The organism is Lacticaseibacillus thailandensis DSM 22698 = JCM 13996 (assembly GCF_001436135.1).
GTDB lineage: Bacteria > Bacillota > Bacilli > Lactobacillales > Lactobacillaceae > Lacticaseibacillus > Lacticaseibacillus thailandensis.
This window is the reverse complement of record NZ_AYZK01000001.1, coordinates 271,458-294,884: the sequence shown is the minus strand read 5'-3', so window position 1 is coordinate 294,884 and position 23,427 is coordinate 271,458. Positions and strand designations below refer to the sequence as shown.

Genomic DNA, 23,427 nt, shown 5'->3' with positions numbered 1-23,427 from the left:
AACCGTGGATCCATACTACGCTGTTTGCGGGGTAATGCCCTCCATACCAATCATGGGGTCCACCGCGTCGCGGGCAACCAATGCCGGCGTTAAAATCGTGGGGCCCGCCGCTTGGTCAGAACCATTAGCTGCAATTGGGGGTGCCACAGCTTCGTGCAATACCTGGCCCGTCGCGGTTGACGCTACCGCTAACGATTGCGCGTCATTTACCCTAGCATTACTGGTGGTGGTAGCAGCAGTTTCGCCGTCAGTGGCGTCCGGCTCGGTGGGCGCCAACTTGAAGACTTTACGCAGCCGGTCCACCAACCCGGTGTGCCGGTTGTCCGCCATCGTGGTCACCGCCGTCCGGAAAGCCTCCTGGTCACCAATCATGATCAGAAACTTCTTGGCCCGCGTGATGGCAGTATACACTAAGTTACGCTTGAGCATGCGCCGGCTCGCCATCGTTAGGGGCAAGATCACCATATCAAACTCACTCCCTTGCGCCTTATGGATGCTGGTCGCATACGCTAGGGTGATGCTTTTAAGTTCATTACTGGCATAATCGATTTCGTTACCATCAAAATCGACGATCAGGTGTGCCCCATCATCCTTGGTGGCTGACACAATACCGGTGACCAACCCGATTTCACCATTGTACACGTTTTTTTCGGGATTATTGACTAGTTGGAGCACCTTGTCGCCAATCCGGTATTGGTGGTCGCCCGCATCAATTTCCTTAGTACGTTCACTTGCTTTGGGATTAAAGATATCTTGGACCAGCGGATTCAACGCATCCACACCAGCCACGCCCCGGTACATGGGTGCCAAGACCTGTACCTGCATGGCGTCAAACTTAGCCTTGGCGGCGGTCACCACCTGGCGTACTGCTGCCTGAATCTGCCCGGGACCACAACTAATGAAACTACGGTCAGCCTGCTTGGCGGTAAAGTCGTCCGGCAGCTGGCCGTTATTAATGTCATGCGCCAACGTGGTAATCGACGACCGCGCGTCTTGCCGGTGAATGTGTGTTAATTCCGCTTGGGGTAACGTGTGGCTCGCTAACAGGTCCGCAAAAACCTGCCCCGGCCCGACGGATGGCAGTTGGTCCTTATCACCAACGAGAATCAACGTAATGCCCGGGTGCACTGCATCCAGTAGAATGCGGAACAAGTAGGTGTCCACCATCGACATCTCATCCACGATCAACAGGCCATCCGGTAACTCCGGGGGCTCGTAATCAGTGGTGTCGATAGCTAAACCTAGTAACCGGTGAATCGTGCTGGCCGGCAACCCCGTCGTTTCGGACATGCGCTTTGCCGCCCGACCGGTAGGTGCCACCAACATAATGGGATAGGCCGTATCACTATCATAGCTGTTCGGATCCAACCGGATGGCGTTGAGTTGGGCATAAGCGCGCACGATCCCGTTCACCACGGTGGTTTTGCCCGTCCCCGGGCCCCCAGTTAGCAGGAAAACGTGATTTTGCAATGCATCCACCACTGCAGTGCGTTGGGTCGCATCATACTCAATGTCCAAATCGTGCTCCACCTGGTTTAACGTTGTCGTGATGTCATCGTCATCATACCCTTCCGCAGCACTTTTGAGCGCAAAGAGATGGTTGGCAATTTGCCACTCGGCGTCAAAGAGTCGCTTAGGAAAGATGCGCCCATCAGTGATACTAATACGCCGGTCATCAGCCAAATCACGCAGCGCCGCCGTTAGTTGCTCGTCGCTCACACCGCCGAGGCCACCACCAGCTAGTCGTGACTTAGCCCCGTCTAACAGGCGGGCGGGCTCCGCATATGTATCACCGTCACGGTCGGTTATTTGGAACAAGGCATCCATTAGCGCGCCGCCCAATCGCTGCGGATCGTCCGCGGGAATGTCAAGCTGCCGGGCGATTCCGTCAGCCACCCGAAAACCAATGCCCTCAATGTCAACGATTAGTTGGTAAGGATTAGCCCGGACCACGTCGAGGGCGTCCTCCTGGTAGCGACCGTACACCTTATTGGCTAAGGCACCCGTCAGTCCCACTTCACCAAGACCAATGATTACCTGTTCAAGCCCCAGGTTCTCACGCAAAGAACTAGCGAGCATGTCCGCCTTTTTGGCGCTTAAGCCCACCTTCTGTAACACATCGGGGTCCTTCACGATGGTATCCACCGCCCCAATGCCTAACGCATCCACGATCTTAGCCGCAGTTTTGGGACCAATGCCCGGAAAGCGGTCGCTGGCCAAATAATCAACTAGGCCGTCGTGACTAGTGGGGCGCTGGCTTTGGTACGACACGGCGTCAAACTGTTGTCCGTACTTCGGGTGGGCCACCAGGTGCCCGCTGAATTCGTACTCGGTGCCTTCTTGGAGGTCGCCCAGGTTGCCTTTCACGACAATCTCCGGTTCAGTCCACACTAAAGTCGTGGCGGAGATGTCCACCGCCACGATTTTGAACAAACTGTCATGGCTCGCAAAAATTACGTTGCGCACCGTTCCGGTGACCGTATCCATATCAGGCATCCTGATGCCCCTCCGTTTCGTCATCCGCATGCCGCAATTGCAGGAACCGGGCAATATCTTTGACCTTACCCCTTTGATCAGCAAATAAAGCCGGATCCGCTTTACGCGCTGCATCCAAGTACTTACTGCCATCGCGGCCCGCTGCCGACAGTGCCATCCCGTACGCAAAATCAATCTGCGGGTCATGCGCATTAATCAACGGCGCCAACGTATCCACCGCGCTGTTAAACTCGCCCAGGGCCAACAAAATGTTGGCCATCAGGATTACCGCGTCATGAGCACGCGGGTTCACGTCGTGGGCCGTCATGGCAAATGCCAGTGCCCGGGCCGACTGACCGAGATCGTTATAGCACAGAGCCACCATGTAGGCGGCGTCACCCCGCAGCGACATCGGCACGTCGGCATGCACGTCAGTCAACGGCAGCAGCCGGGCTAACGCATCCTGCAAGTCCTGTTGTGCGTAGGCCAACAAGCCCCACGAATACCGCAATTCCGGATTATCCGGGAAGAGTCCCAGTGCCCGGGTAATCAACGTTGTCGCCTGATCGTAAGCCCGCACCGTGATCAGCATCGTCGCCAACACGGAGTAGCGCTGCGGATCGTGTGGGTGTGCGTCAATATCATGAACGGCGGCTTGAATTCCCTCTTCTTGGTGTCCGTGATTAAACTGGGTAATTGCGTCATCGGTCTGGGTCAATGTGCCATGCCTCCTTCAAAATTGCTGTGACTAAATGGTATCGGTGGCGGTCCGCTTGCCCGGCAGGAAGTGCGTGTCGTTCCAGTGCACCATGTGGTACGGCAGCGCGGGGCCATCCGCTTGCACGGTGGTCAAACTACTGTTGGTCAACCCGCCATCCTTGCGTAAATCAGCGACCAGGGTACCCACCAGGTGTTGAATAAGCGCCGCTAATGAGGCGCCATGCCCGATAAAAAGGTAGTTAGAGTTGCCCATGTAATCGTTAGCAACGATTTCCTGGATGGGTGGGGTCATCCGTTCGAGGAGTTGGTCAAAGGTCTCCCCGTGCAGGGCGGACGGATCGTAGTCGGCTGGTGCGTGCCGAAACGCTTTGAGCTCGCGGGGAAAGCGCGCGGCAACGGATTCAAAGCTCTGACCTTCCATTAGGCCCAAATTGAATTCGCGCAGGGCGGGTAAAATGGTCAGCGGAATGTCGGTCTGATCCAAATGGGTCATTAGTTCAATCGCGGTGGTCCGGGTGCGCTTGAGTGGACTCACGTAGGCGTGGTCAAAGTGAATGTGCTGATCGTTCAGGTACTTGGCCAACGCGTGAACCTGAACGTAACTTTCTGGCAATAGTGGTGAATCACCAAATGCGCCTTGGTAACGTCCCTCCAGATTCCACTCCGTCTTTCCGTGTCGCACAAAATACAGTTTTGTCACCTTTTACACCCTCCGTTTTCATTAACCCTAATTATCCCATTGTCCCCGCCCTGCCGCAAGCCACTACCAGCGGGTTTGAGCTTAGCGGTGAGGTGCACAACAAAGGCCACCCCATCGAGCACAGGGGTGGCCAAGTCAATACGGCTGGATTAATCTTTGATTTCCATTTTGTCGTGAACGCGGCCTACGTGGTGTTGGTAGGTCGTGCGGACAAACTTCCACACTTCCATAACCGTCATCACGATCAGACCAGCCACAATGGGGATGCCCCAACCCACGGCGAAGCCCACCGTCGTGGTGCGGAACACATCCTGCATGAACGGCAGGTAGATAATCCCACACTGTAACAACATTAGGACGCCGATAATCCAGAACGCCATCTTGTTTTGGAAGAGGTAGCGTGAGAAAACCGGGTGCTCCGTCCGCAAGTTAAACAGGTAGAATACCTTACCAAAAATAATCACCTGGAGCGTAACGGTACTGCCGACCACGTGACTGAAACCAATGCTCGTCAGCAGGTCGTAAATATAAATTCCCAAACCAGAAATCATCAGTGCCACGAAGGCAATTTCGACCGCCCCTGACTTGGTAATGATCCCCTCACGGACGTTACGCGGCCCGCGGGACATGATTCCTTCATCTGGCGGTTCAAAAATAAACGCAAACTGAATGGTCAACGCGGAAACCATGTTGATCCACAACAATTGCGTGGGATACAACGGTAACTCTTGCCCCAGCAACATGCTGAGTACCACGACAAAACCTTCGGCAAAACTCGTGGGTAGCAGGTACCGAATCGTTTTACGGATGTTGTCGAACACGTGTCGGCCTTCCTTGACGGCGGTTTGGATGGTCGTAAAGTCGTCATTGGCGAGCACCATGTCCGCCGCCCCTTTGGCGACGTCGGTACCCTTGATTCCCATGGCAACCCCAATGTCCGCCTGCTTCAAGGCGGGTGCGTCGTTGACCCCGTCACCCGTCATCGCGACCACGTGGCCATTACGCTGCTGCGATTGCACGATTCGTAACTTTTCCGCTGGCGTTGCGCGGGCAAAGACGGTGTACTGACCGATTTCGCGGTCTAGCTCCGCATCACTCATTTTGTCTAGCTCGGGTCCGGTAATTGCCTTGACGTCCTCACCCAAGTTCAACTGCTGGGCAATGGCTGCGGCGGTTTCCGGGTCATCCCCGGTAATCATCTTCACCTTGATACCCGCATACCGGAGCTGCTGCACGGAAGCCGCAACTTCAGGCCGGGGCGGATCAATGATGCCCACCAACCCAATCAGCTCCATGTCCTGGCCAATTTGGCTCTGATCAATGGTTGTCACGTCAGGAGCGACAAACTGACGCGCGAGTCCGACCACGCGTTTACCTTGCTGGGCAAACCGCGTGATGGTCGCGGCCAAAGCATCACCTTGTACCTGACCCCCGTGCTCCCGAATCAACCGAGCAAGGGTTTGCGGTGCACCTTTGACCATCAGCACCCGCTGCCCGTCAACATCGGCCAGTCGGGCAGAATAGCGGAATTGTGAGTCAAACGGTAACGAATCAATTTCATCAACATCCGGCGCACGCCCGTCAAGCTTGTGGTATAGAGCGGTCAGCGCCCCGTCCGTTGGTTCCCCGGTCAACTGCCACTGACCGTCCTCCTCGTGGAACTGGGCGTCTGAAGTTTCACCAGCGATGCGCACCAACCAGCTTAGGCGATCATTCTGCCGCCAATCCACCGGCTGTCCCGCGGCGTCCAATAACGTGCCATCCGCGTCGTAACCCACGCCGGAAACCGTGAAGTCCTGACCCGGGATGGCAACATCCGTTACCGTCATTTCATTTTTAGTCAGCGTCCCGGTTTTATCCGTATTGACGATATCCACAGCACCTAGGGTTTCCACAGCGGGTAACGTCTTTACAATGGCGTTCTTCCGTGTCAACTGCCGCGTTCCCATCGCCAGCACCACCGAGGTGCTAGCTGGCAGTCCTTCCGGCATGGAACCCACGACCATGGTAATCACGGCAATAGTCAAAGTCGGGAGGCTGTAGATGTGGGTCATCATCCCCCCGATAAAGAGGATGATCGCTACCGCCACGATAGCCAGCGATAGCCCTAACCCCAGCCGGTTCAGATTCTGGACCAGCGGGGTGGGTTTCGATTTAATTGCTTTAACACTAGTTTGAATGTGGCCGATTTCCGAATCAGCGGCCGTCGCCACCACCACGCCCAGGCCGGAGCCCTGCGTGATGTCGGTCGACGCGTAAACCATGTTGGTCCGCTCCGCCAATGGTAATTCAGCCGCCGTGATGGGCTCTTCGGTTTTCGCCACCGAGTTAGTCTCACCGGTCAGAATCGACTCTTGCGCTGCTAAGTTATCGGCGGCAATCAACCGCATATCCGCCGGCACCGCGTCGCCCGCTTCCAACTGCACCAAATCACCAGGGACCAGTTCACGTGACGGTAATTCCAACTTCACCCCGTTACGGAACACAAAGTTCTGGGAAACCAGCAACTCTTGGATCTTCGCCAGCGCGTTATCCGCGGAAACTTCCTGGAAGTAACCAATAAACGCGTTTGCCAAAATCACTAAGAAGATAACAAACGAGTCCGACCAGTGCTGCATCAATAACGTCAGCACGGCCGCACCAGCTAAAATGTAATTGATACTGTCATTAAACTGACGCAAAAAGCGCAGCAACCGCGACTGCTTTTTCGCGGTCAGCTCGTTGAAGCCATAACGCTGGCGCAATTTCTGGACTTGGGCGTCGGTCAAACCATTGGTGGTGTCCGTGCCGTAACGCGCCCGTATCTGGTCGGCATCAAGTTGCCATAAAGGTGGTTTATCCACGTCTTGCTCATCCCGTTGAGGACTTGGTTGCGCAGAATCATCCATGCAAAAACACTCTCCTAATTATCGGGATTATGCCCGGTATGATAGTACCAAGCCACTGCTTGGTCTAGTGTCATATTATCATATTCACCATGCCGTTAACGGTTTGTAGACCAATTTTTACGTGGTACGCACTGCCAGAGTGCACCATCCGCTCGCACCGTCGACAACGTCAAAAACACCCCACACAAACAACATCATCCGCGTGGGGTGTCCGTCAATTCACGTTGGTGGTTAATCGGCCCGCTTGGCGTAAGTGCCTCCGCGGTCCGTATTGATGATCAGCTTGTCGCCTTCCTTGATGAAGTCCGGCACCTGCACTACTAGTCCCGTCTCCAAAGTAGCCGGCTTGCCACCACCAGAGACCGTAGCTCCCTTGATAGCTGGGCTGGTTTCCTTAACGGCCAGAGTAACCGTGCTTGGCAACGTGATTCCAATCACCTCGTTACCGTAGAATTCAATCTCCACCATAGTATCTGGCAACAGGAATTTCATCTCGTCACTGATGCTGGCAATTGGCAGTTCGTACTGATCATAAGTTTCCGTATCCATAAAGTAAGCGGTGTCGTCCTGACTGTACAGGAACTGCGCCTGCTTCTTATCCAGGACCGCCTGCTCCACCTTTTCGGTTGGCCGCATGGTCGTCTGCACGATCGCCCCGGAACGCACGTCGTACAACTTCATCTGCATCACGGTGTTACCCTTGCCAGGTTTGTGGTGGTTGGTAAATAGCACCTTGATCAACTTACCATCCTTCTCAAACGCCATTCCGGCCTTCAAATTAATTGCTTCAATCATGTTTACTTACTCCTCGTCTTTGACTTAATTTGCACTCGTCGGCCCCAGCACCACGCTCGGGGGCTGGAGAAGTGCCCATAAGTTTCGTGGACGCTCACTATGATGAATTAGCATCTGATACTCCCATCTGGGCGGGCCACGGTTACACCGCCGCGTTGAAGTCGGGACCACTAGTTGCGCTCCCGGTACGCAGTTCATTATAACAACTGTGGCAAGAATGCACCACATACTGGCCCACGGCAATCCCCTTGCAACCTGGTGGCAGTTAGGGGTTAACCCACACGTGCCCCACACTCAAAGTCACGGCAATTCATCCTTGCATGAATTGCTTGGTTTGCTATAATATTCGTTAGCTTGCTAACAAAAGGAGGCACTGATTATGCCCACACTTGGTAAAATCATTAAGCACGCCACTAACCAAATGAACCAATCAATGGACCAGTACGCCAAGCAATTTGGCCTCACTGGTACCCAAATGTCGATCATCGACTTTATTGGTACCCACAAACGGGTACTGCAACGTGACATTGAACGCGAATTTAACATTCAGCGCTCCACCGCCACCGTGGCTCTACAACGCATGGAGCGGGCAGCACTCATTCACCGGTAACCAGCTGCACGCGATGCCCGTCAAAAAGAGGTTACCCTAACCGCCAAGGCTTTACGTCTCGAACAACATGTTGCCAACTACATTGCGCAACAACAAGCCACCATTGACGCCGAATTTACGCCGGCAGAGCAACGCCTCATTGTGCGGATGCTCGACCGCTTCATTCAAATTAACGGAGGTGATCAACACAGTGGCCGATAAAATTCGCCCACGCGTCATCGGGGCCATTGTGGCGACCGGCCTGATGTCCTTCTGCGGGGTCATCGTGGAAACCGCCATGAACATCACCTTTCCGACCCTGATGCGCGAATTCAATATCACCACCAACGAGGTCCAGTGGTTGACCACCCTCTACCTGCTGGTCGTCGCCTCAATGGTACCGCTGTCCGCCACCCTCAAACGGCGCTTCCGGACCCGGAGCCTGTTTCTCGTCGCCATCACGCTGTTCATTATCGGGATCATTCTCGATGGTATCGCGCCCAGCTTTGCTGTCCTCCTTTTAGGTCGCGGAATTCAGGGCCTAGGCACCGGGGTGGCCCTGCCACTGATGTTTAACATCATTTTGGAACAGGTGCCCCGTAGCAAAGTTGGTACCATGATGGGCGTCGGGACACTCATTACCGGCGTGGCCCCCGCCATCGGTCCCACGTTTGGCGGGCTGATCGTGTCCACCCTCAACTGGCGTTACATCTTTGCCATCCTCCTACCGCTGCTCATCTTTGCCCTGATTCTCGGCCTGTTCTGCATTGAACAAAAACAGGCACCGGAACCGGCAAACATTGATGCCCCCAGCGTGGTGACAATCGTGATCACGTTTTGCGGCCTCATTTACGGTCTCAGCAACATCGGCAACGTCGCCTTTGCCAGTTGGCCCGTAGCCGGTGTCATGGCGGTGGGCGTGATTGCCCTGCTCGTGTTTGTCTGGCGGTCACACCAACTGGAGCACCCACTCATCCGGTTAGGACTGTTCAAACAACCACTATTCACCATCAGCCTGCTCAGCTTTGCCTGCCTGCAAATTATTGCGCTGGCCCTATCGTTCGTTTTACCCAACTACATTCAGCTGGTCAACGGCAACACCGCCCTCCTCGCGGGGCTGGTGGTATTACCGGGCGCGGCTATTGGCGCCATTATGGCGCCCATTGGCGGCCGCTTACTGGACCACAATGGCCCCAAACTGCCACTGCGCCTGGGGAGCATTATCAGCCTCGTGGGTGTTGGCGGCATGCTACTAAGTGCGACCGGGTTGACTAATTCCCGCATCGTGGTGTTATACATTCTGGTGATGATCGGTATCGGTATCAGTATGGGTAACCTCATGACGACCGGGCTCCAACAGATAGCGTCAACCACGCAAACCGATGGTAATGCTATCTTCAACACGGCTCAGCAATTTACCGCGGCTGTGGGTACGAGCATGGCCTCGGCCTTAGTGGCAGCAGGACAAAGTAGCGCCCACAACTTGGCACATGGTACCGTCCTCGGTACGACGCACGCGCTGTTGGCGGTAGTCATCATTGCCCTAGTGGAAATCCTCCTGGTTTGGTTGCTGACTGCCCGGGTGCGTCGACACCAATAATTAACGACCTGCAACCACACAAAAAGCCGTTGTTAGCGTGACGTCAATTGTTATGACGTGACGCTAACAACGGCTATTCGTTTGCGTAATACCACGTTTGATTGGCTTATAATCACTAGTCGTCAACAGTAAAGTCGGTTAACGTTTCGTCCACGACGTTTTCATCCGCGGCCACCCGCTGGGTCCCCTGCAGGTATTCATACAAGGCGCCTTCACGTAAACCGTTCTGCGAGAAGATGATCTTATCTGCGTCAATAAACCGCAACATCGTCACCACGGGCACCAGCCCGGCCACGATAATGTCTGCCCGGTCCCGCGACAGGCCCGGAATCGCCTTCCGTGCCTCCACGTCAGCATCCACAATTTCCGCAAAGACACGGTTTACGTTGCGACTGAGCATACGGAACCCATGAATATCTTCAAAGTTGCGGAAATGGTGCTTGCGGCGTTGCACCTTGGCCAAGGTCCGATTCGAGCCGCCCAGGGCGATAATCGGTAGGTTTTGCGCCTCCCGTAACCACCAAATGCCATTAAACACGTTGGTCACGGACGACCACAACCGAAACAAGTCGCCCGGCGTAATCGGGTCGTGATGCACAAAGTGTTCGGTCAGGTTCACGGAACCAAACGGGATGCTGATGCGGTGTTCAAGCTGGCGGTTTTGCACCAGCACAAGCTCCGTCGAGGCCCCACCAGTGTCCATAATCAGGCCGCTTTGAACGTTGAGGGTGTTGATCACCCCCACGTAATCCAGTTCGGCCTCACGCACACCCGGAATAACCTCGATTTGCAGGCCCACCTCGTCCTGTACGCGCTTGAGGAACTTCTTCTGGTTCTTCGCTTGGCGGGTAGCGGCGGTGGCATACGCCTTGATGGTTAGGTCTTCCAGAGGACTATAAATGGCCTTAAACTTTTGCAGGGCGGCGATGGTTCGCGCAATGGCCGGCTCCTTGAGGGTCATCTCGTCCCCCATATCCTCCGACAAACGGACCATTTCTTTGGCTTTGGTCTCCGCCACGGGCTGGCCGTCCGCTTTAACCGACCAGACCGACAGCCGCACCGAATTACTGCCTAAATCAATAACTGCAAAGTGTGTCATGCACGTGAACCTGTCCTTCCTGTTTTCCGATCATCAGGCGACTGAAGCGGCGTGAACCGCATCCCCTGACCATCATTGGTGACTGCGGCCCTGGGTGCGGGTACCGGCAACAGTTCTTGACTCATCTGCTCGGCGTGTTCGACAAAGTATGCCTGCACGTCCAACCCCGGGCGCCCACGCCCGTCGACCCGTTGCCAAGTATCGTCTGGTTGTAACACCCGCGTTTTGACCGTATCGGACCACATCAGGTCAAAAATCTGAAGTAAGTGGACCCGAATATTGTCCTGCAGGATGGGAAACAAAATCTCCACCCGGCGCTTTAAATTCCGCGTCATCAGGTCCGCTGAGGACAAGTATACATGTTCCGCACCCGCCGCGTAAAAGTAATACACGCGGCTATGTTCCAGGAACCGGCCCACGATCGAGTGCACCGTGATGTTGGTGGACACGCCGGGGATCCCTACTTTGAGGTCACAGATACCCCGAACCAACAGGTGGACCTGCACCCCGGCGGCTGATGCCGCGTACAACTTCCGGATCATGTGGGGGTTGGACAAGGAATTCATCTTCATCCAAATAATGGCCTTCCGTCCCGCTTGGGCCTCGGCAATTTCCGCATCAATTTGGTCACTGAGAAAATCCTTGATGCCATCGGGACTAATGGCCAGCTTGTGGAAGAAAGGTGGTTCCGAAAAACCGCTGAGCATGTTGAAGATACTGGAGGCATCAACGCCAATTTCCGTGTTGCAGGTAAACAACCCCATATCCGTGTACAGCCGGGCAGTCACGTCGTTGTAATTACCCGTCGCCATGTGCATGTACCGACGAATACCATCTTCGTCCCGCCGCACGATCAGCGTCAACTTGCAGTGGGTCTTGAGACCCACCAAGCCGTAGATTACGTGACAACCCGCTTCCTCTAGTTCACGGGCCCAGTGGACATTGTTCTCTTCATCAAACCGGGCCTTTAGTTCGACCAATACCGTGACCTGTTTGCCGTTATTGGCGGCTTGCTTAAGGTATTTAATGATGGGTGACTGGCTGGAAACACGGTAAAGGGTCATCTTGACTGCCAACACTTGCGGATCCACCGCGGCCTGGTGAATAAACTCCGTCACCGGGGCAAAACTATCGTACGGTAAGTGCACGAACACATCCTGCTGTCGAATCACGTCAAAAATATTTTGGTGTTGCAACACTGGATTCAAGTAGGGCGTGTGTTCAGGGTATACCACGTCCGGGGTGGCATGGACCCGCTTGATGATCTGCTTCAAGAAGGTCAGGTCAATAGGGCCGTTGATGGCATACACGTCATCATCGTCAATCCGCATCTGCTTGGTCAAGTACCGCACCAACCGCTTACTCATCCCCGCGTCCACTTCCAGACGCATCACGCGGCCCCGCTCCCGCTTTTTCAGTTGGGATTGGACTTCCTTAATCAGGTCCGACGCGTCGGCTTCATCCACGTCGAGGCCCATGTCCCGCGTTACGCGGAACATGGCTGTTTCCTTGATCGTAGCGCCGATAAATAAATCGTCAATGAAGGCCCGAATAACGTCTTCCAGTAGCACGAACTCATCGCCACCCGGTAAGTGAATCACCCGGGGCACACCGTGCGGTACCTGAACGGTCGCAAATTCGGTGTGGTGCTTGCCATCGGCATCTGGCCGGGTCAAACGGATGGCCATATTCATACTGCCATCAGAAAGAAACGGAAACGGCCGCGACGCATCCACCGCCAACGGCGTCAGGATGGGAAAGACCTCCTGCCGAAAGTAATCGGCTAAAAAGTCGTGCTGAGCAACCGTTAATTCGTCCACCCCGTGCAGCAAAATGTGCCGGTGCCGTAACGATGGTAACAACGACCGGGTCAGCGTCCGGTACTGCTTGGCGACCATCGCGTGTGCTTGCTTGCTGATCGCCTTCAGCTGCTCTTTGGGGGTCATACCCGCAGCGTCGGGTTCGTTATACTTGACCGACACCATTTTGCGGAGCGAGGCAACCCGAACGTTGAAGAATTCGTCCAGGTTGCTTTGCGTGATGGCCAGAAAACTCACCCGCTCAAACAGGGGGTTATTGGCGTCACGCGCTTCCTCCAGTACCCGGTCATTAAACGCTAACCACGATAATTCCCGGTTGGTATAAAATTTGGGGTTATCTAGTTTCAACTTTGCACTCATTGTACGTTCCTCCACTTAAAATCAACCGGAATACCAAAAACGGACTCGAAAAACTGACTCCGGCTGGTAAACGACCACCGCTCCAGGTCAACGTTATCCTGGCTGGTCACGGTGATCCCGAGCCGCCCGCCCCGTAACGACACACGCAGTTGCTGTACCTTTTGCCGACGGGACGCATCCAACGCGTCCGCCATGCGCAGCAATGACGCTAACTTGGCGGCCGCTACCCGCTCCGCCCGGCGCAACCCGTTGTCCATTGACAAGTACACCCCGGGTTTGTGGCTCGTATAGATATGCGTGATCAGTGCGACCATACGCTGTTCGTGGATGGACAGGCCTATGACGTCAGTAGCCCGAATCAGGTATTCATTGTTGCTACCAACGTCTTGTTCATCAATGTAAGTGCCAACATCAGCCAGGAGCGCCGCCGTTTCCAGTAGCACCCGTTCGCGCTTACCCAAGCCATGCAGGGACTTGAGCCGGTTAAAGAGTTGCAACGCCATCTTGGTCACCGCATCCCGATGGGGTTGATCAACGCGGTACCAATCAGACAACCACGTCGCACTTGCCCGAATGATGCTGGTATGGTCAAACTTAATGGCCCGGCTGTCGGCGTTGATGGCGGCGTTAACCGCTAAGCCATCGAGCAGGTCAATACTACTGGTCCACACGTGCTGGATTCGCAAGTTCGCTACCAGTTCGTGAACCAATAGCACCGTCGGTAACACTTGGTCGAGCTCGGCACTATTCAACCCATAACGCTCGGCCAGCAACTGGTCACTAGCTGGCACCACCACCTGGTAAGCCTGTTGTAACGCAGACAAAACCTCCTGATTGGCCGTGCCAGCGGGAAGGAGCTTACTCAGCAGGTGTTGCCCCGTACCCATGATAATCAGGTGTTGGTAGGTGTGGGGATCAGGCACCAGCCGAATGAAGTTCATCAGCTTGCTATCAATGTAATCACGGAGGACCGCCACATAGTTAGTTTCTGTCCGTTGTACCTGTTTGAGTTCCTCCACCACGCGGATTGGTCCCAGTGGCAGGTTACGGGCAAAGCAAAACTGTCCGTTCTGGAAGGCCAGCAATTCCACCGTCCCACCACCAATATCGATTAGGAGGGTTCCCTCCCGGGCTAACTGGTCAAAGTGGGGAAAATACTGCATCACGGCGTTGGCCCGGTGATACGTTTCTTCGGATACGGCGAGTTGCTGTAACCACACACCTGTCCGGTTGTATAACTGGTCCCGCACGAACTCCGCGTTGCTGGCCTCAAAGAAGACGTTACCGGCGAACCCACCATAATCGACCACACCGTAATCCTTAAACAGCCGGACCACCGTGTTGAGAGCTGTCTCCAGGGCGTCGGCGGTTTCCACACTTAAAACGTTATCGCTAAAACTATCACTACCAATAGCCACCGGGTAAAACCCGCGGTCCAATTTGTGAAGTTGCTGCAAGTTGGTCACGCTAAACCCGACCCCTTGGCTTTCAATAACAACTAAACCGTAAATGTGTTCCGGCATCACTACCACCATCCCCGCGACTGTATACGCTACAATCCGTATTATTTAACAACGTCAACTTCATCATAGCACTGTCGGTTTTGCCGACACAATCAGGGATACCAAATACCAACAATCGCTTGGTAATTGTCGTATCGGGTGACCACCCACCTGCGCTCCAGGCCAAAAAAACGGTGGCCATGCCGTCGCATCGCCACCGTTAATATTTAGTTGAATTTAACTGCAACCGCCATCAACGCACGATCAACCAGACTTAGGCCTCCTCGGCGAGTAACTGGTCCGCCAACTTGATCAACGCCTGCTTCACGATTAGAGGCAACCGTGGTTGGTCAAACTGCAGGTCAATGCACCCCATCAACTCACTGATCAAGTTACCCGTGCTGGTGTGCAAAATTGCTTCCAGGTGTGTGTTGGCAAAGGCTAGGATCTGCGAATAGCACCGGGCGTTGTTCAAGCAAGCGTTCATCAACGCCATGCGTTCCAGCCCGCGCGCCTCGTCGACCGACACCAGCTTGTGCGTGTGGGCAATGTGGTCCACAATTTGTTGCTGCGCGGCCAGGGCATCATTGGCAAAATCATGCTTCCACCGATTCATGAAGCTGACCGTTTCACTGGTAATCACAGCCGCCTTATTGCGCTGCTGTTTGTGGTTTGTTGTCATATTACCATCCTTTACGTTCATACTTATTTTTGTGCGCTTGCCCTCCATGGGTGCGTCATTGCCCGACCCTAAAATTCATGAGGATTCCAACGACAACCGACCGCTACACTGCTTGGCCCAGCATGACCACACCGGGCGCATGTTCATACTAACTATTATACTCAAATGGGTGCCCGGGACCGCACGTAACCCGGTAAATTCTTTCTTGGCTTTCTAGAGTTTTAGTTAAGTGATAATGAAAGCGCATAAATTTTCGCTAAAAAGTCACATCCGTTAACCGCCAACGAGGTATAGTTATAAGCAGAGACAAGTGTAAGCGAGGTACTCAGGATGGCAGATCTCTTCGATTACGTAATGCAGTACGGCAACCAAACATTTACAGAAAAACCACTAACCGAAGTTGATGCGGTTATTCTGGCCCAATTAGCCTACTTGAATTTTCCCAAATTCACTGGTCAATACCCACTCTGTACGCTCACCGAGTTTCAATTACAGCGGCTCACCCACCACGTATGGGAACCACAGAAGAGCATCCAACTCGTACGGTTAATGGCTCAAAGCCAGCGTTTTCGCAACGTACGGTGTGTGGATAGTGTCATGCTGACCGGTATGCACGGCCATTGTACCGCCATGGACTTTGAACTCGACCCCAATACTCATTACGTGGCTTTCCGTGGTACCCAATCCGACTTTCGTGATTGGCGGGAGGATTTTAGTTTGGCCTTCATGCGGGTCATCCCCGCCCAGGAATCCGCCCTACAGTTTTTGGGTCGGGCCATGGCGCGTAACCAGGCGGCTTATTACGTGGGTGGCCACTCCAAGGGTGGTAGCCTCGCCGTGTACGCCTTTTGCCACCTCACTCACCAGTTCAACCAACGCCTCCGGCACTGCTTTAGCTTAGATGCACCAGACCGCCTACCCTTAGGCCGAATCCGTAGTCGCATCACCAAGATGGTGCCGCAGACTACTTTCATTGGCATCCTGCTGGACCCCACATCGGACTTTCGGGTGATCGCGGCCCGCGCCGCGTGGATGGATCAGCATAACCCCTTCACCTGGACGACTACAGGAGACCGTTTTCTCCGCCGCCCCCACATCGATAGCTGGGCCCACTACTGGCAGCACACGCTCGCTGGCTGGGTTGGTAGCTTGGACCGCGAACACATTGCCTTATTCGTTGACGGGTTGTTCGGTGCGTTAAGTCGGACTGGTGCCACCAGTTTTGAACAGTTTGGACAAAAATGGCAGGCGAACGTGGCCCGGCTGGCGCGTGAGTTGAGCCGTGGACGTATTCGGACGCGCAAATCCATGGCGGTGACCACGCGGCGATTGCTCCTATCTGGCTTAGCGGCGGTCCCCGCCCTCATTGAGGCCCCAACTGAGCGTCACCATCACAGTTAATAATTGTTTATCCAGCAACGTAGCACAACCAATTGGTTGTGCTACGTTGCTTTTTCGTTTGCTCGTGAAATGGCTTCACACCCCATCATTTGTGACCTTTCACGGGCATTTTCATTAATTGTGGATAACATGGATAACGCTTTCTGTGGTCCGCCTGATGGACAACTAATTACCGCTAACATTACGCTAGCGGCGTACCGTAACCGGTATTCACCATGGCCGTTATCATCACGCATTTTGGTTGAATCAACGGTAATATGCCAGTTTGGTAAATGGGCCACTTTCTGAAACCTTTGTGCATAAATCATTTTAAGCCCGGCGTGACAAGGCTCATCGCCACCATACCCTTCCACCGTGCTCACAGTGGCTTGCCTCCACAGTCCCGCCAGACCAATTATGATCAACCAATTGCTCACGACGCTGACCCCCGTTGACACCAAAATGGCCCCGCACTAATCATACCAGTACGGAACCATGGCCATCGCCAAAGCAATACACGCCTTACTCGGTGGGTTGGGCCGCATCGTGATGTGGCCCCAAGCTGCGGCGGTAGCACCAGTACACAACGGCAGCCAGCGGTAACGTCAACATGAGCGCCGGATAAAACCAGCTATACGGCAACATGTCGAACAGCGCCCCGCCGATGATGGGCCCCAGCACCATCCCGGAGTCCATGCCAATATAAAACGTGCTGTTAGCCAACCCCTGCTGGTCCAGTGGCGCCACCAGTAGCGCGGTGGCTTGGCAAACTGAGTACATGAGACCGTAGCCACCAGCCAAACCAAAGGCGGCGACCACCATCATCCAGTTGTTGACCAGGAACGTGAGGCCGAGCATCCCCACGAGGTTGCTGAGGATACCCGCAGCCAAAAATACATAAAACGGTACGCGGTCAAAGTAGTCCTTTAATGCCAACCGCATAACTAGGAGAATGGCGGCATAAATGAGGAAGAAACTGCCCACTGCTACGTGCAGGTGGCGACTGGCCACGTATTCCACAATGTACGATTGGGTGGCAAAGTATGGCAACGACAAAATCATGATGAGCAACGCGATGGGTACTACCCGCGGTTGCACGATTCGTAGGTGACCGCTGGTTGGCGCCGCGCGGTGCGCAACGGGTTCCCCGTGGTTGGCAACGAACTGGATCAGCACAATGAGGGTGAGGCTAAAGCAGGTCGCACACAAAAACGCCCAACGATAACCTAGTCGGCCGTAGACGAAAATCCCGAGCGCAGGCGCAATGGCCATGCCCAGTGCGTTCATCATCCCGTAATAGCCCATCCCCGTACCGATGCGATCTCGCGGCAGCAATCCCGACAACCAGGTTGCCATACAGACGGAGCAGAGCGCAAAGCCGAACCCGTTCACGATTCGGAAAACCACTACAAGCCATGGTGACGGCGATATTGCGTAGCCCACCCCCGCAATCAATAGCAGCACACCACCCAGAAAAGCGAGCCGAAATTTAGACACGCGGTCAGTGAGTTGTCCAGCAAACGGACGGAAAAACAACGAACACAGATTCATGACGGCGGCCACAATTCCGGCAACGAGGGCGCTCGCACCCAGACTGTGGGTAAAGCCGACAATTAAGGGGTTAATAAGCATGGATGAAGACATGTAGCAAAAACTCCCGAGTAAAATGAGTACCGCATCACGATTAAAGAGCCTCTTTTTGACCGTCACAATTAACCTTCTTTCTGAAACTTTATATGCCTTCTAGTGTACCACAGCATCATCATGCGCTTCCCTTTGGTATTAGTGCTTATTAATCCGGTTGGCGTGGTCACAGCGGCCGGGTGTAGCCTATGGTGTCGACCACGTAAGCCGTAGGTACCCCCTAGTTGCGGATTCATCCACCAATTAACAACATATAGCGACATATAAAAAGTGCGTACGCCCCGTTACGGAAGTATACGCACCCAGATTAAGATTTTAAAATTAAACGTACTGCAACTGCTTGGCCTCACTGTAGGCAGCATCGATGGTCCCACCACCAAGGCACTCCTCGCCGTCGTAGAACACTACGGCCTGGCCAGGTGTAATGGCACGAACGGGCTCGTCAAAGGTAACTTTAGCGTGATCCGCGTCCAGAACGTGCACCGTCACCCCAGTGTCCGCCTGCCGGTAGCGAAACTTCGCCGTCACGTGGAACTCCGTACCCGGCTGGTGTCCCGTCGCCCAACTCAACCCGGAGGCATCGAGGCTCGTCGCCATCAAGGCAGGGTTATCAAAGCCCTGGCCGACGTAGAGAATGTTCTTCTTGAGGTCCTTGCCAACAACAAACCACGGCTCGGAGTTATCGCTGCTACCACCAATACCGAGTCCGGACCGCTGACCAATGGTGTAGTACATTAGACCGGCGTGCTCGCCCATGTCTTGACCATCCACGGTCATCATCCGCCCCGCCTTGGCTGGCAGGAACTCACTCAAAAAGTGCTTGAAGTTCCGCTCACCGATAAAGCAGATCCCGGTGGAATCCTTCTTCATTGCGGTAGCAAGACCGTTACGCCGCGCAATGGCGCGCACCTCGGACTTCTGCAGGTGACCAATAGGAAACATGACCTTCTGCAACTGCTTCTGGCTGAGCTGACTCAGGAAGTAGGTCTGGTCCTTGTGCTGATCAGCACCGCGCAACATATGCACGGTCCCGTCGGCGTCGCGCCGAACCTGAGCGTAGTGGCCCATCGCGATGTAATCGGCATCCAACTCCTCGGCGTAGTCCAAGAAGGCCTTAAACTTGATCTCCTTGTTGCACATGACGTCGGGGTTCGGGGTCCGCCCCGCCTTGTACTCATCCAGGAAGTACGTGAACACGCGGTCCCAGTACTCCTTTTCAAAGTTGATGCCATAGTAAGGAATACCGATTTGGTCTGCGACTTTGGCTACATCTTCGTAGTCTTCAGTGGCGGTACAAACCCCATCGTCGTTACTGTCGTCCCAGTTTTTCATGAAGACGCCCACAACGTCGTACCCTTGCTGCTTGAGTAACAGTGCGGCCACGGAGCTATCCACCCCGCCTGACATGCCCACTACCACTCGTGTGTTGGCATTATCCACAATTATCACCATCATTTCGTTCAAATTCTAAAATTCACGGTTTGAAGGTCGAGAATTCCAGTACCTATCAGTATAAAGGCCCACCCCGGAAAACGCAACACTTTGGAAAAGTAAGTACCAGGATCAAGGCCCGCTCGGTGGGTGCAAAGTCGTGCCAACGGGTGTATGCTAATTCAATAATGAGAGAAAATCTCAGCAATTTATTATGTTGTGGATACAACCCACCCGTGAGGAGGAAGTTACTTTGTCAAATACATATGCTTTTTACCAAGCTGGCATGCGTCTCATCGACTTTAGCGTAACGTCAGACCAAGTGTTAGTGACCCGTCACGACCGACCCACAGCAAGCCCGCAACCACTGACGCCGACCTTAGCCACAGAGCTGGGAGCCATCATGCACTTCGATCCAGCCCAGGCTTTAGCTCGCCTACCACAATTTGGCCGCTGGCAGCCAGCCATGAGGACCGGTACCACCTTTACCACCACCTGGCAGGCCACCTACGAACGGCGTGACGCACACTACTGGCTCAACCGCCATGCCCGGCCCGCGCTGGACATCATTGTCGACGACGCCGGCACCGTGGTGGGATACCAACAAACACAACGCGCCGTTACCAGCGTTTTGGTTCAACCCGCATGGGCCCGTGCCACCGTGGTTGCTGCCTGGCAAAACGCCCACATGATGCGATCCGTGGGCACACTGGGTCGCCGGTTCACCGCAATGGTACCCATGCGTGACGGTACACGTTTGGCCACGGAGGTACTCCTGCCCGCGACTACACAACCGGTCGCAGCCATTATGGAACGCACTCCGTATGGCCGTAACCAATTCATCCCCGGTTACCAACGGTTCGCCCACCGTGGTTATGCCGTCATCGTCCAGGACGTCCGCGGTCGGGAAGATTCTGAAGGCCCCTGGATCCCGTTTCAGTACGAACGTGATGACGCTAACGACACCCTGAATTGGATTGCCGCGCAGCCGTGGAACAACGGGCGCGTGGGCATGATTGGTGGCTCCTATGGCGGTTACACCCAATGGGCCGCAGCCGCATCGGGTAACCCGCACCTCCAGGCCATCGTCAGTATGGTCACAGCTGGTGGCGCCTTTACCGACACCTTTGCCCACGGTGGCGCCCCATCCATGGCCCAACTAGCCTGGTTCTTCTCCGTATCAGGTCAACGCTTCCAGCCCAACCTCATGCACCGAGATGATTGGGACCAACTGCTCCGGACGCGGCCCATTGCCGATATTCCCCAAGTGGGTCTGGGCCATGCTATTCCCGGATACACCGCCTACCTACAACACCCCACGTATGACGAGTTCATGGCCAACACGGACTGGCATGCACGCGCTGACCACATCCACGTGCCCGCCTTTATCCAAAGTGGCTGGTTCGATGATGACGCGATGGGAACGATCGAAGCCCTGGACGTCACCCGTAACTACGCCCCCGGCCAGCGCCACATCCTGCTAGGGCCCTGGCTCCACGGTGGCAACGCGCAGTACGATCTTGATGACCTCGCTTTACCCGCCAACGCTATTCGGCATGACGTGGACCTTCTGCACACGCAATGGTTTGACCACTTTCTCCGTGGTGTCGATAACGGTATTGACCGCCAACCAACTGCCGAATACTTCACCATGAACGCTAACCAGTGGCACACTGCTGACACCTTTCCGCCGTCCGCACCCGCCACCCAGTGGCCACTTGACGCCACCACGGCTGGTTTTGGTGCACAGCCCGGGAGTGCCCACGTCGATTACGACTATGATCCTAACGACCCAGCACCACAGTTGGTCGACGTTTCGGGCAATGAGTTTGAATTTCCAACCGACTACGCTCACTGGGAGCACCGTTCCGACGTGGTCAGTTTCACTAGCCCACCATTGACCAACGCCATAACCATTAATGGTCGCCTGACCCTGCACTTCTTTGCGAGTTCTAGTGCCGTGGACACCGACTGGGCCATCCGCGCGACGGACGTCAGCCCGGACGGTCATGCCCGTAACGTTACGGACGGCATCATGAACGCTAAGTTTCGTCATGACCCGCGGCACGCCGAGTACTTGACACCGGGTGCGATTAATGAATATACCCTGGCGACGCTACAAACTTCCTACCAGTTCTTACCGGGGCACCGGCTCCGGCTGGACGTCACTAGCGCGGCCAGCAACCTTATTTTCCCTAACCCCAATACCCGGGCGGGACTGAACGGGACCACTAGTGTGGTGGCGCACCAACGCATCTACACCGGTAGCGACTACCCGTCAACCTTGAGTTTTAACGCGGCTGGCTAGAACCAAATCAACAACAAAGGGAGCGGACACCAACGTGCCTGCTCCCTTTGTTGCCATAACTTATAGGTCCAGCAAGTGCTTGTGCGCTTCCGTGCTGGCAATCTGGCTCAACCCGTGACTACGCAGAAAGCCCCGTACCCACGCCGCGTCATATTTACCATAGCTACGCAAGGCCCACCCAATGGCCTTTTGAATCTGCGGGTCCGGCGTGGCCCGATCATAGATGATGGCCGCCGTTAGCATGTCCGCATCCAACGTGTAATCCTCGGGTAACTGCAGCAAAATCGCAATCCGCCGCATCCAAACATTATCGTGCTTATAGAACAAAGCAAAGACGATGGGCTTCTCGTCCAAGTGGTGCTGGACGTACAAACCGAAAAACCGCCGCCACAAATCAACGGTATCCCGCGCCGGGCGGACCGTCACCCAGTGACTCAGGGTGCGCACGTCATCGATGTCAAAACGTTGCACGTTGGCAATAGCCAGGTCAACCGCGACGTACTGATACTCACGCTCCGACCGTTCGTAAAGCTCAGCGATTCCCGCCAGTACATCGCTCACTGGCCACTGGCGCGAATCACGCACCATGGCGTGCGCCTGCGCCCGTCGTTCTGGTGCCCGCACCCCGATAAACGTAAACTGCGACCGGGTGTAATGTGACAGCCGTTGCTGATCATCAGCATCACCGACCAGCTGAAAATCCGCGGTACGGGTCGTACTTACTTTATTTGTCATGCTTAACACCTTTCACCACACGTTTTTTGTAAAACCACGCGCTCAAGACCACTACGGTCACGAGCACCACCACCAGCACAACCAAGGCATACGTATCCACGTACGCCGCCACCCGCTGCCAAGCGGACCCGGCCGCACGACCCAGCACCACGAGCACCACGTTCCAAATACTGGTCCCGATGGTACTCAGCACCACAAACCGTGCAAAGGGCATTTTGGTCGTGCCGGCAGGGATAGAAATCAAACTGCGAATAATGGGCACAAAGCGGCCCCAGAACACGGCCATATTACCGTGCCGCGTAAACCAGCGTTCCACTTTGCGCACATCCGCAACGGTCAGGTGCAACACCCGTCCCGTCCGGCCAGCAACTAGCCGCTCGATGCGCTCCGCACTGAGGATACGACCCACCCAGTACAAAATGATGGCCCCCACCACCGAGCCCACCGTAGCCGCCAGTACAACACCGGGCACCACCAGGCTGGTATGGTGGGTCACAAAACCACCAAACGTCAACACGATTTCCGAGGGAATCGGAGGAAAGACGTTTTCCAACATAATTAGTAAGCAAATACCGAGGTAACCAAACTGTGCGATGACAGTTTCAATTGCTGTCTGCATTGTCAACTCCTACGTTGTCCGTTAATTATAGTATTTATAATACAGGAGTAATTCATCACGTGCAATCATTGTAGCCTTAA

At 54.8% G+C, this 23,427-nt stretch carries 18 protein-coding genes; 4 read left to right on the top strand and 14 right to left on the bottom strand.

What is annotated here, in order from left to right; translation table 11 throughout:
• Positions 1–15: 15 nt before the first annotated feature.
• From recD2 to efp, 5 genes are all read right to left on the bottom strand, one after another.
• Positions 16–2,496: an SF1B family DNA helicase RecD2 gene (gene recD2 / locus FD19_RS01355; protein WP_420836016.1), complete on the bottom strand. Its 2,481-nt coding sequence runs from the start codon at positions 2,494–2,496 to the stop codon at positions 16–18.
• On the bottom strand, positions 2,489–3,193 hold the full coding sequence (locus FD19_RS01350; protein ID WP_054749336.1) for a tetratricopeptide repeat protein: 705 nt from the start codon (positions 3,191–3,193) through the stop codon (positions 2,489–2,491). The genes recD2 and FD19_RS01350 overlap by 8 nt, the downstream gene beginning before the upstream one ends.
• A 30-nt stretch (positions 3,194–3,223) precedes the next feature.
• On the bottom strand, positions 3,224–3,895 hold the full coding sequence (locus FD19_RS01345; RefSeq protein WP_054749335.1) for a histidine phosphatase family protein: 672 nt from the start codon (positions 3,893–3,895) through the stop codon (positions 3,224–3,226).
• A gap of 149 nt (positions 3,896–4,044) precedes the next feature.
• Complete coding sequence (locus FD19_RS01340; protein ID WP_056968942.1) at positions 4,045–6,783, bottom strand: HAD-IC family P-type ATPase; 2,739 nt, start codon at positions 6,781–6,783, stop codon at positions 4,045–4,047.
• Between the two features lie 231 nt (positions 6,784–7,014).
• Positions 7,015–7,578 (bottom strand): elongation factor P, encoded by a 564-nt coding sequence (efp, locus tag FD19_RS01335; protein ID WP_054749334.1) that lies wholly within the window; start codon positions 7,576–7,578, stop codon positions 7,015–7,017.
• A gap of 379 nt (positions 7,579–7,957) precedes the next feature.
• On the opposite strand from efp, the gene FD19_RS09845 reads away from it, so the two are divergent.
• Positions 7,958–8,188: a MarR family winged helix-turn-helix transcriptional regulator gene (locus FD19_RS09845; RefSeq protein ID WP_225353401.1), complete on the top strand. Its 231-nt coding sequence runs from the start codon at positions 7,958–7,960 to the stop codon at positions 8,186–8,188.
• Positions 8,189–8,369: 181 nt separating this feature from the next.
• Positions 8,370–9,767 carry an MFS transporter gene (locus FD19_RS01325; RefSeq protein ID WP_056969142.1) on the top strand — a complete coding sequence of 466 codons (1,398 nt, stop codon included), beginning with the start codon at positions 8,370–8,372 and terminating at the stop codon, positions 9,765–9,767.
• Positions 9,768–9,882: 115 nt separating this feature from the next.
• Here FD19_RS01325 and FD19_RS01320 read toward each other — a convergent pair whose 3' ends face one another.
• The 4 genes from FD19_RS01320 to FD19_RS01305 form a co-directional block, all read right to left on the bottom strand.
• The gene (locus FD19_RS01320) at positions 9,883–10,866 is read right to left on the bottom strand and encodes a Ppx/GppA family phosphatase (RefSeq protein ID WP_054749333.1); all 984 of its coding nucleotides are present in this window, start codon (positions 10,864–10,866) and stop codon (positions 9,883–9,885) included.
• Positions 10,863–13,046 (bottom strand): RNA degradosome polyphosphate kinase, encoded by a 2,184-nt coding sequence (locus FD19_RS01315; protein ID WP_054749332.1) that lies wholly within the window; start codon positions 13,044–13,046, stop codon positions 10,863–10,865. Before FD19_RS01315 ends, FD19_RS01320 begins: the two co-directional genes overlap by 4 nt.
• Entirely contained in the window at positions 13,043–14,569 is a 1,527-nt protein-coding gene (locus FD19_RS01310) for a Ppx/GppA phosphatase family protein (protein ID WP_056968941.1), read from the bottom strand. Before FD19_RS01310 ends, FD19_RS01315 begins: the two co-directional genes overlap by 4 nt.
• Before the next feature lie 253 nt (positions 14,570–14,822).
• Positions 14,823–15,230 (bottom strand): hypothetical protein, encoded by a 408-nt coding sequence (locus tag FD19_RS01305; RefSeq protein ID WP_156321804.1) that lies wholly within the window; start codon positions 15,228–15,230, stop codon positions 14,823–14,825.
• Between the two features lie 330 nt (positions 15,231–15,560).
• On the opposite strand from FD19_RS01305, the gene FD19_RS01300 reads away from it, so the two are divergent.
• On the top strand, positions 15,561–16,631 hold the full coding sequence (locus tag FD19_RS01300; RefSeq protein ID WP_056968940.1) for an Mbeg1-like protein: 1,071 nt from the start codon (positions 15,561–15,563) through the stop codon (positions 16,629–16,631).
• A gap of 41 nt (positions 16,632–16,672) precedes the next feature.
• Here FD19_RS01300 and FD19_RS01295 read toward each other — a convergent pair whose 3' ends face one another.
• From FD19_RS01295 to mnmA, 3 genes are all read right to left on the bottom strand, one after another.
• A complete protein-coding gene (locus FD19_RS01295) occupies positions 16,673–16,993 on the bottom strand; it encodes a hypothetical protein (protein WP_054749326.1) in 321 nt (106 codons plus the stop codon).
• Between the two features lie 139 nt (positions 16,994–17,132).
• Positions 17,133–18,320 carry an MFS transporter gene (locus FD19_RS01290; protein WP_054749325.1) on the bottom strand — a complete coding sequence of 396 codons (1,188 nt, stop codon included), beginning with the start codon at positions 18,318–18,320 and terminating at the stop codon, positions 17,133–17,135.
• 255 nt (positions 18,321–18,575) lie between these two features.
• Positions 18,576–19,709, bottom strand: coding sequence for a tRNA 2-thiouridine(34) synthase MnmA (gene mnmA / locus FD19_RS01285; RefSeq protein WP_056968939.1), 1,134 nt, complete (start codon positions 19,707–19,709; stop codon positions 18,576–18,578).
• A 229-nt stretch (positions 19,710–19,938) separates the two neighbouring features.
• On the opposite strand from mnmA, the gene FD19_RS01280 reads away from it, so the two are divergent.
• The gene (locus FD19_RS01280; RefSeq protein WP_056968938.1) at positions 19,939–21,993 is read left to right on the top strand and encodes a CocE/NonD family hydrolase; all 2,055 of its coding nucleotides are present in this window, start codon (positions 19,939–19,941) and stop codon (positions 21,991–21,993) included.
• Positions 21,994–22,053: 60 nt separating this feature from the next.
• Here FD19_RS01280 and FD19_RS01275 read toward each other — a convergent pair whose 3' ends face one another.
• Complete coding sequence (locus tag FD19_RS01275; RefSeq protein WP_056968937.1) at positions 22,054–22,728, bottom strand: DNA alkylation repair protein; 675 nt, start codon at positions 22,726–22,728, stop codon at positions 22,054–22,056.
• A complete protein-coding gene (locus tag FD19_RS01270) occupies positions 22,718–23,347 on the bottom strand; it encodes a DedA family protein (protein WP_056968936.1) in 630 nt (209 codons plus the stop codon). Before FD19_RS01270 ends, FD19_RS01275 begins: the two co-directional genes overlap by 11 nt.
• Positions 23,348–23,427: the final 80 nt, after the last annotated feature.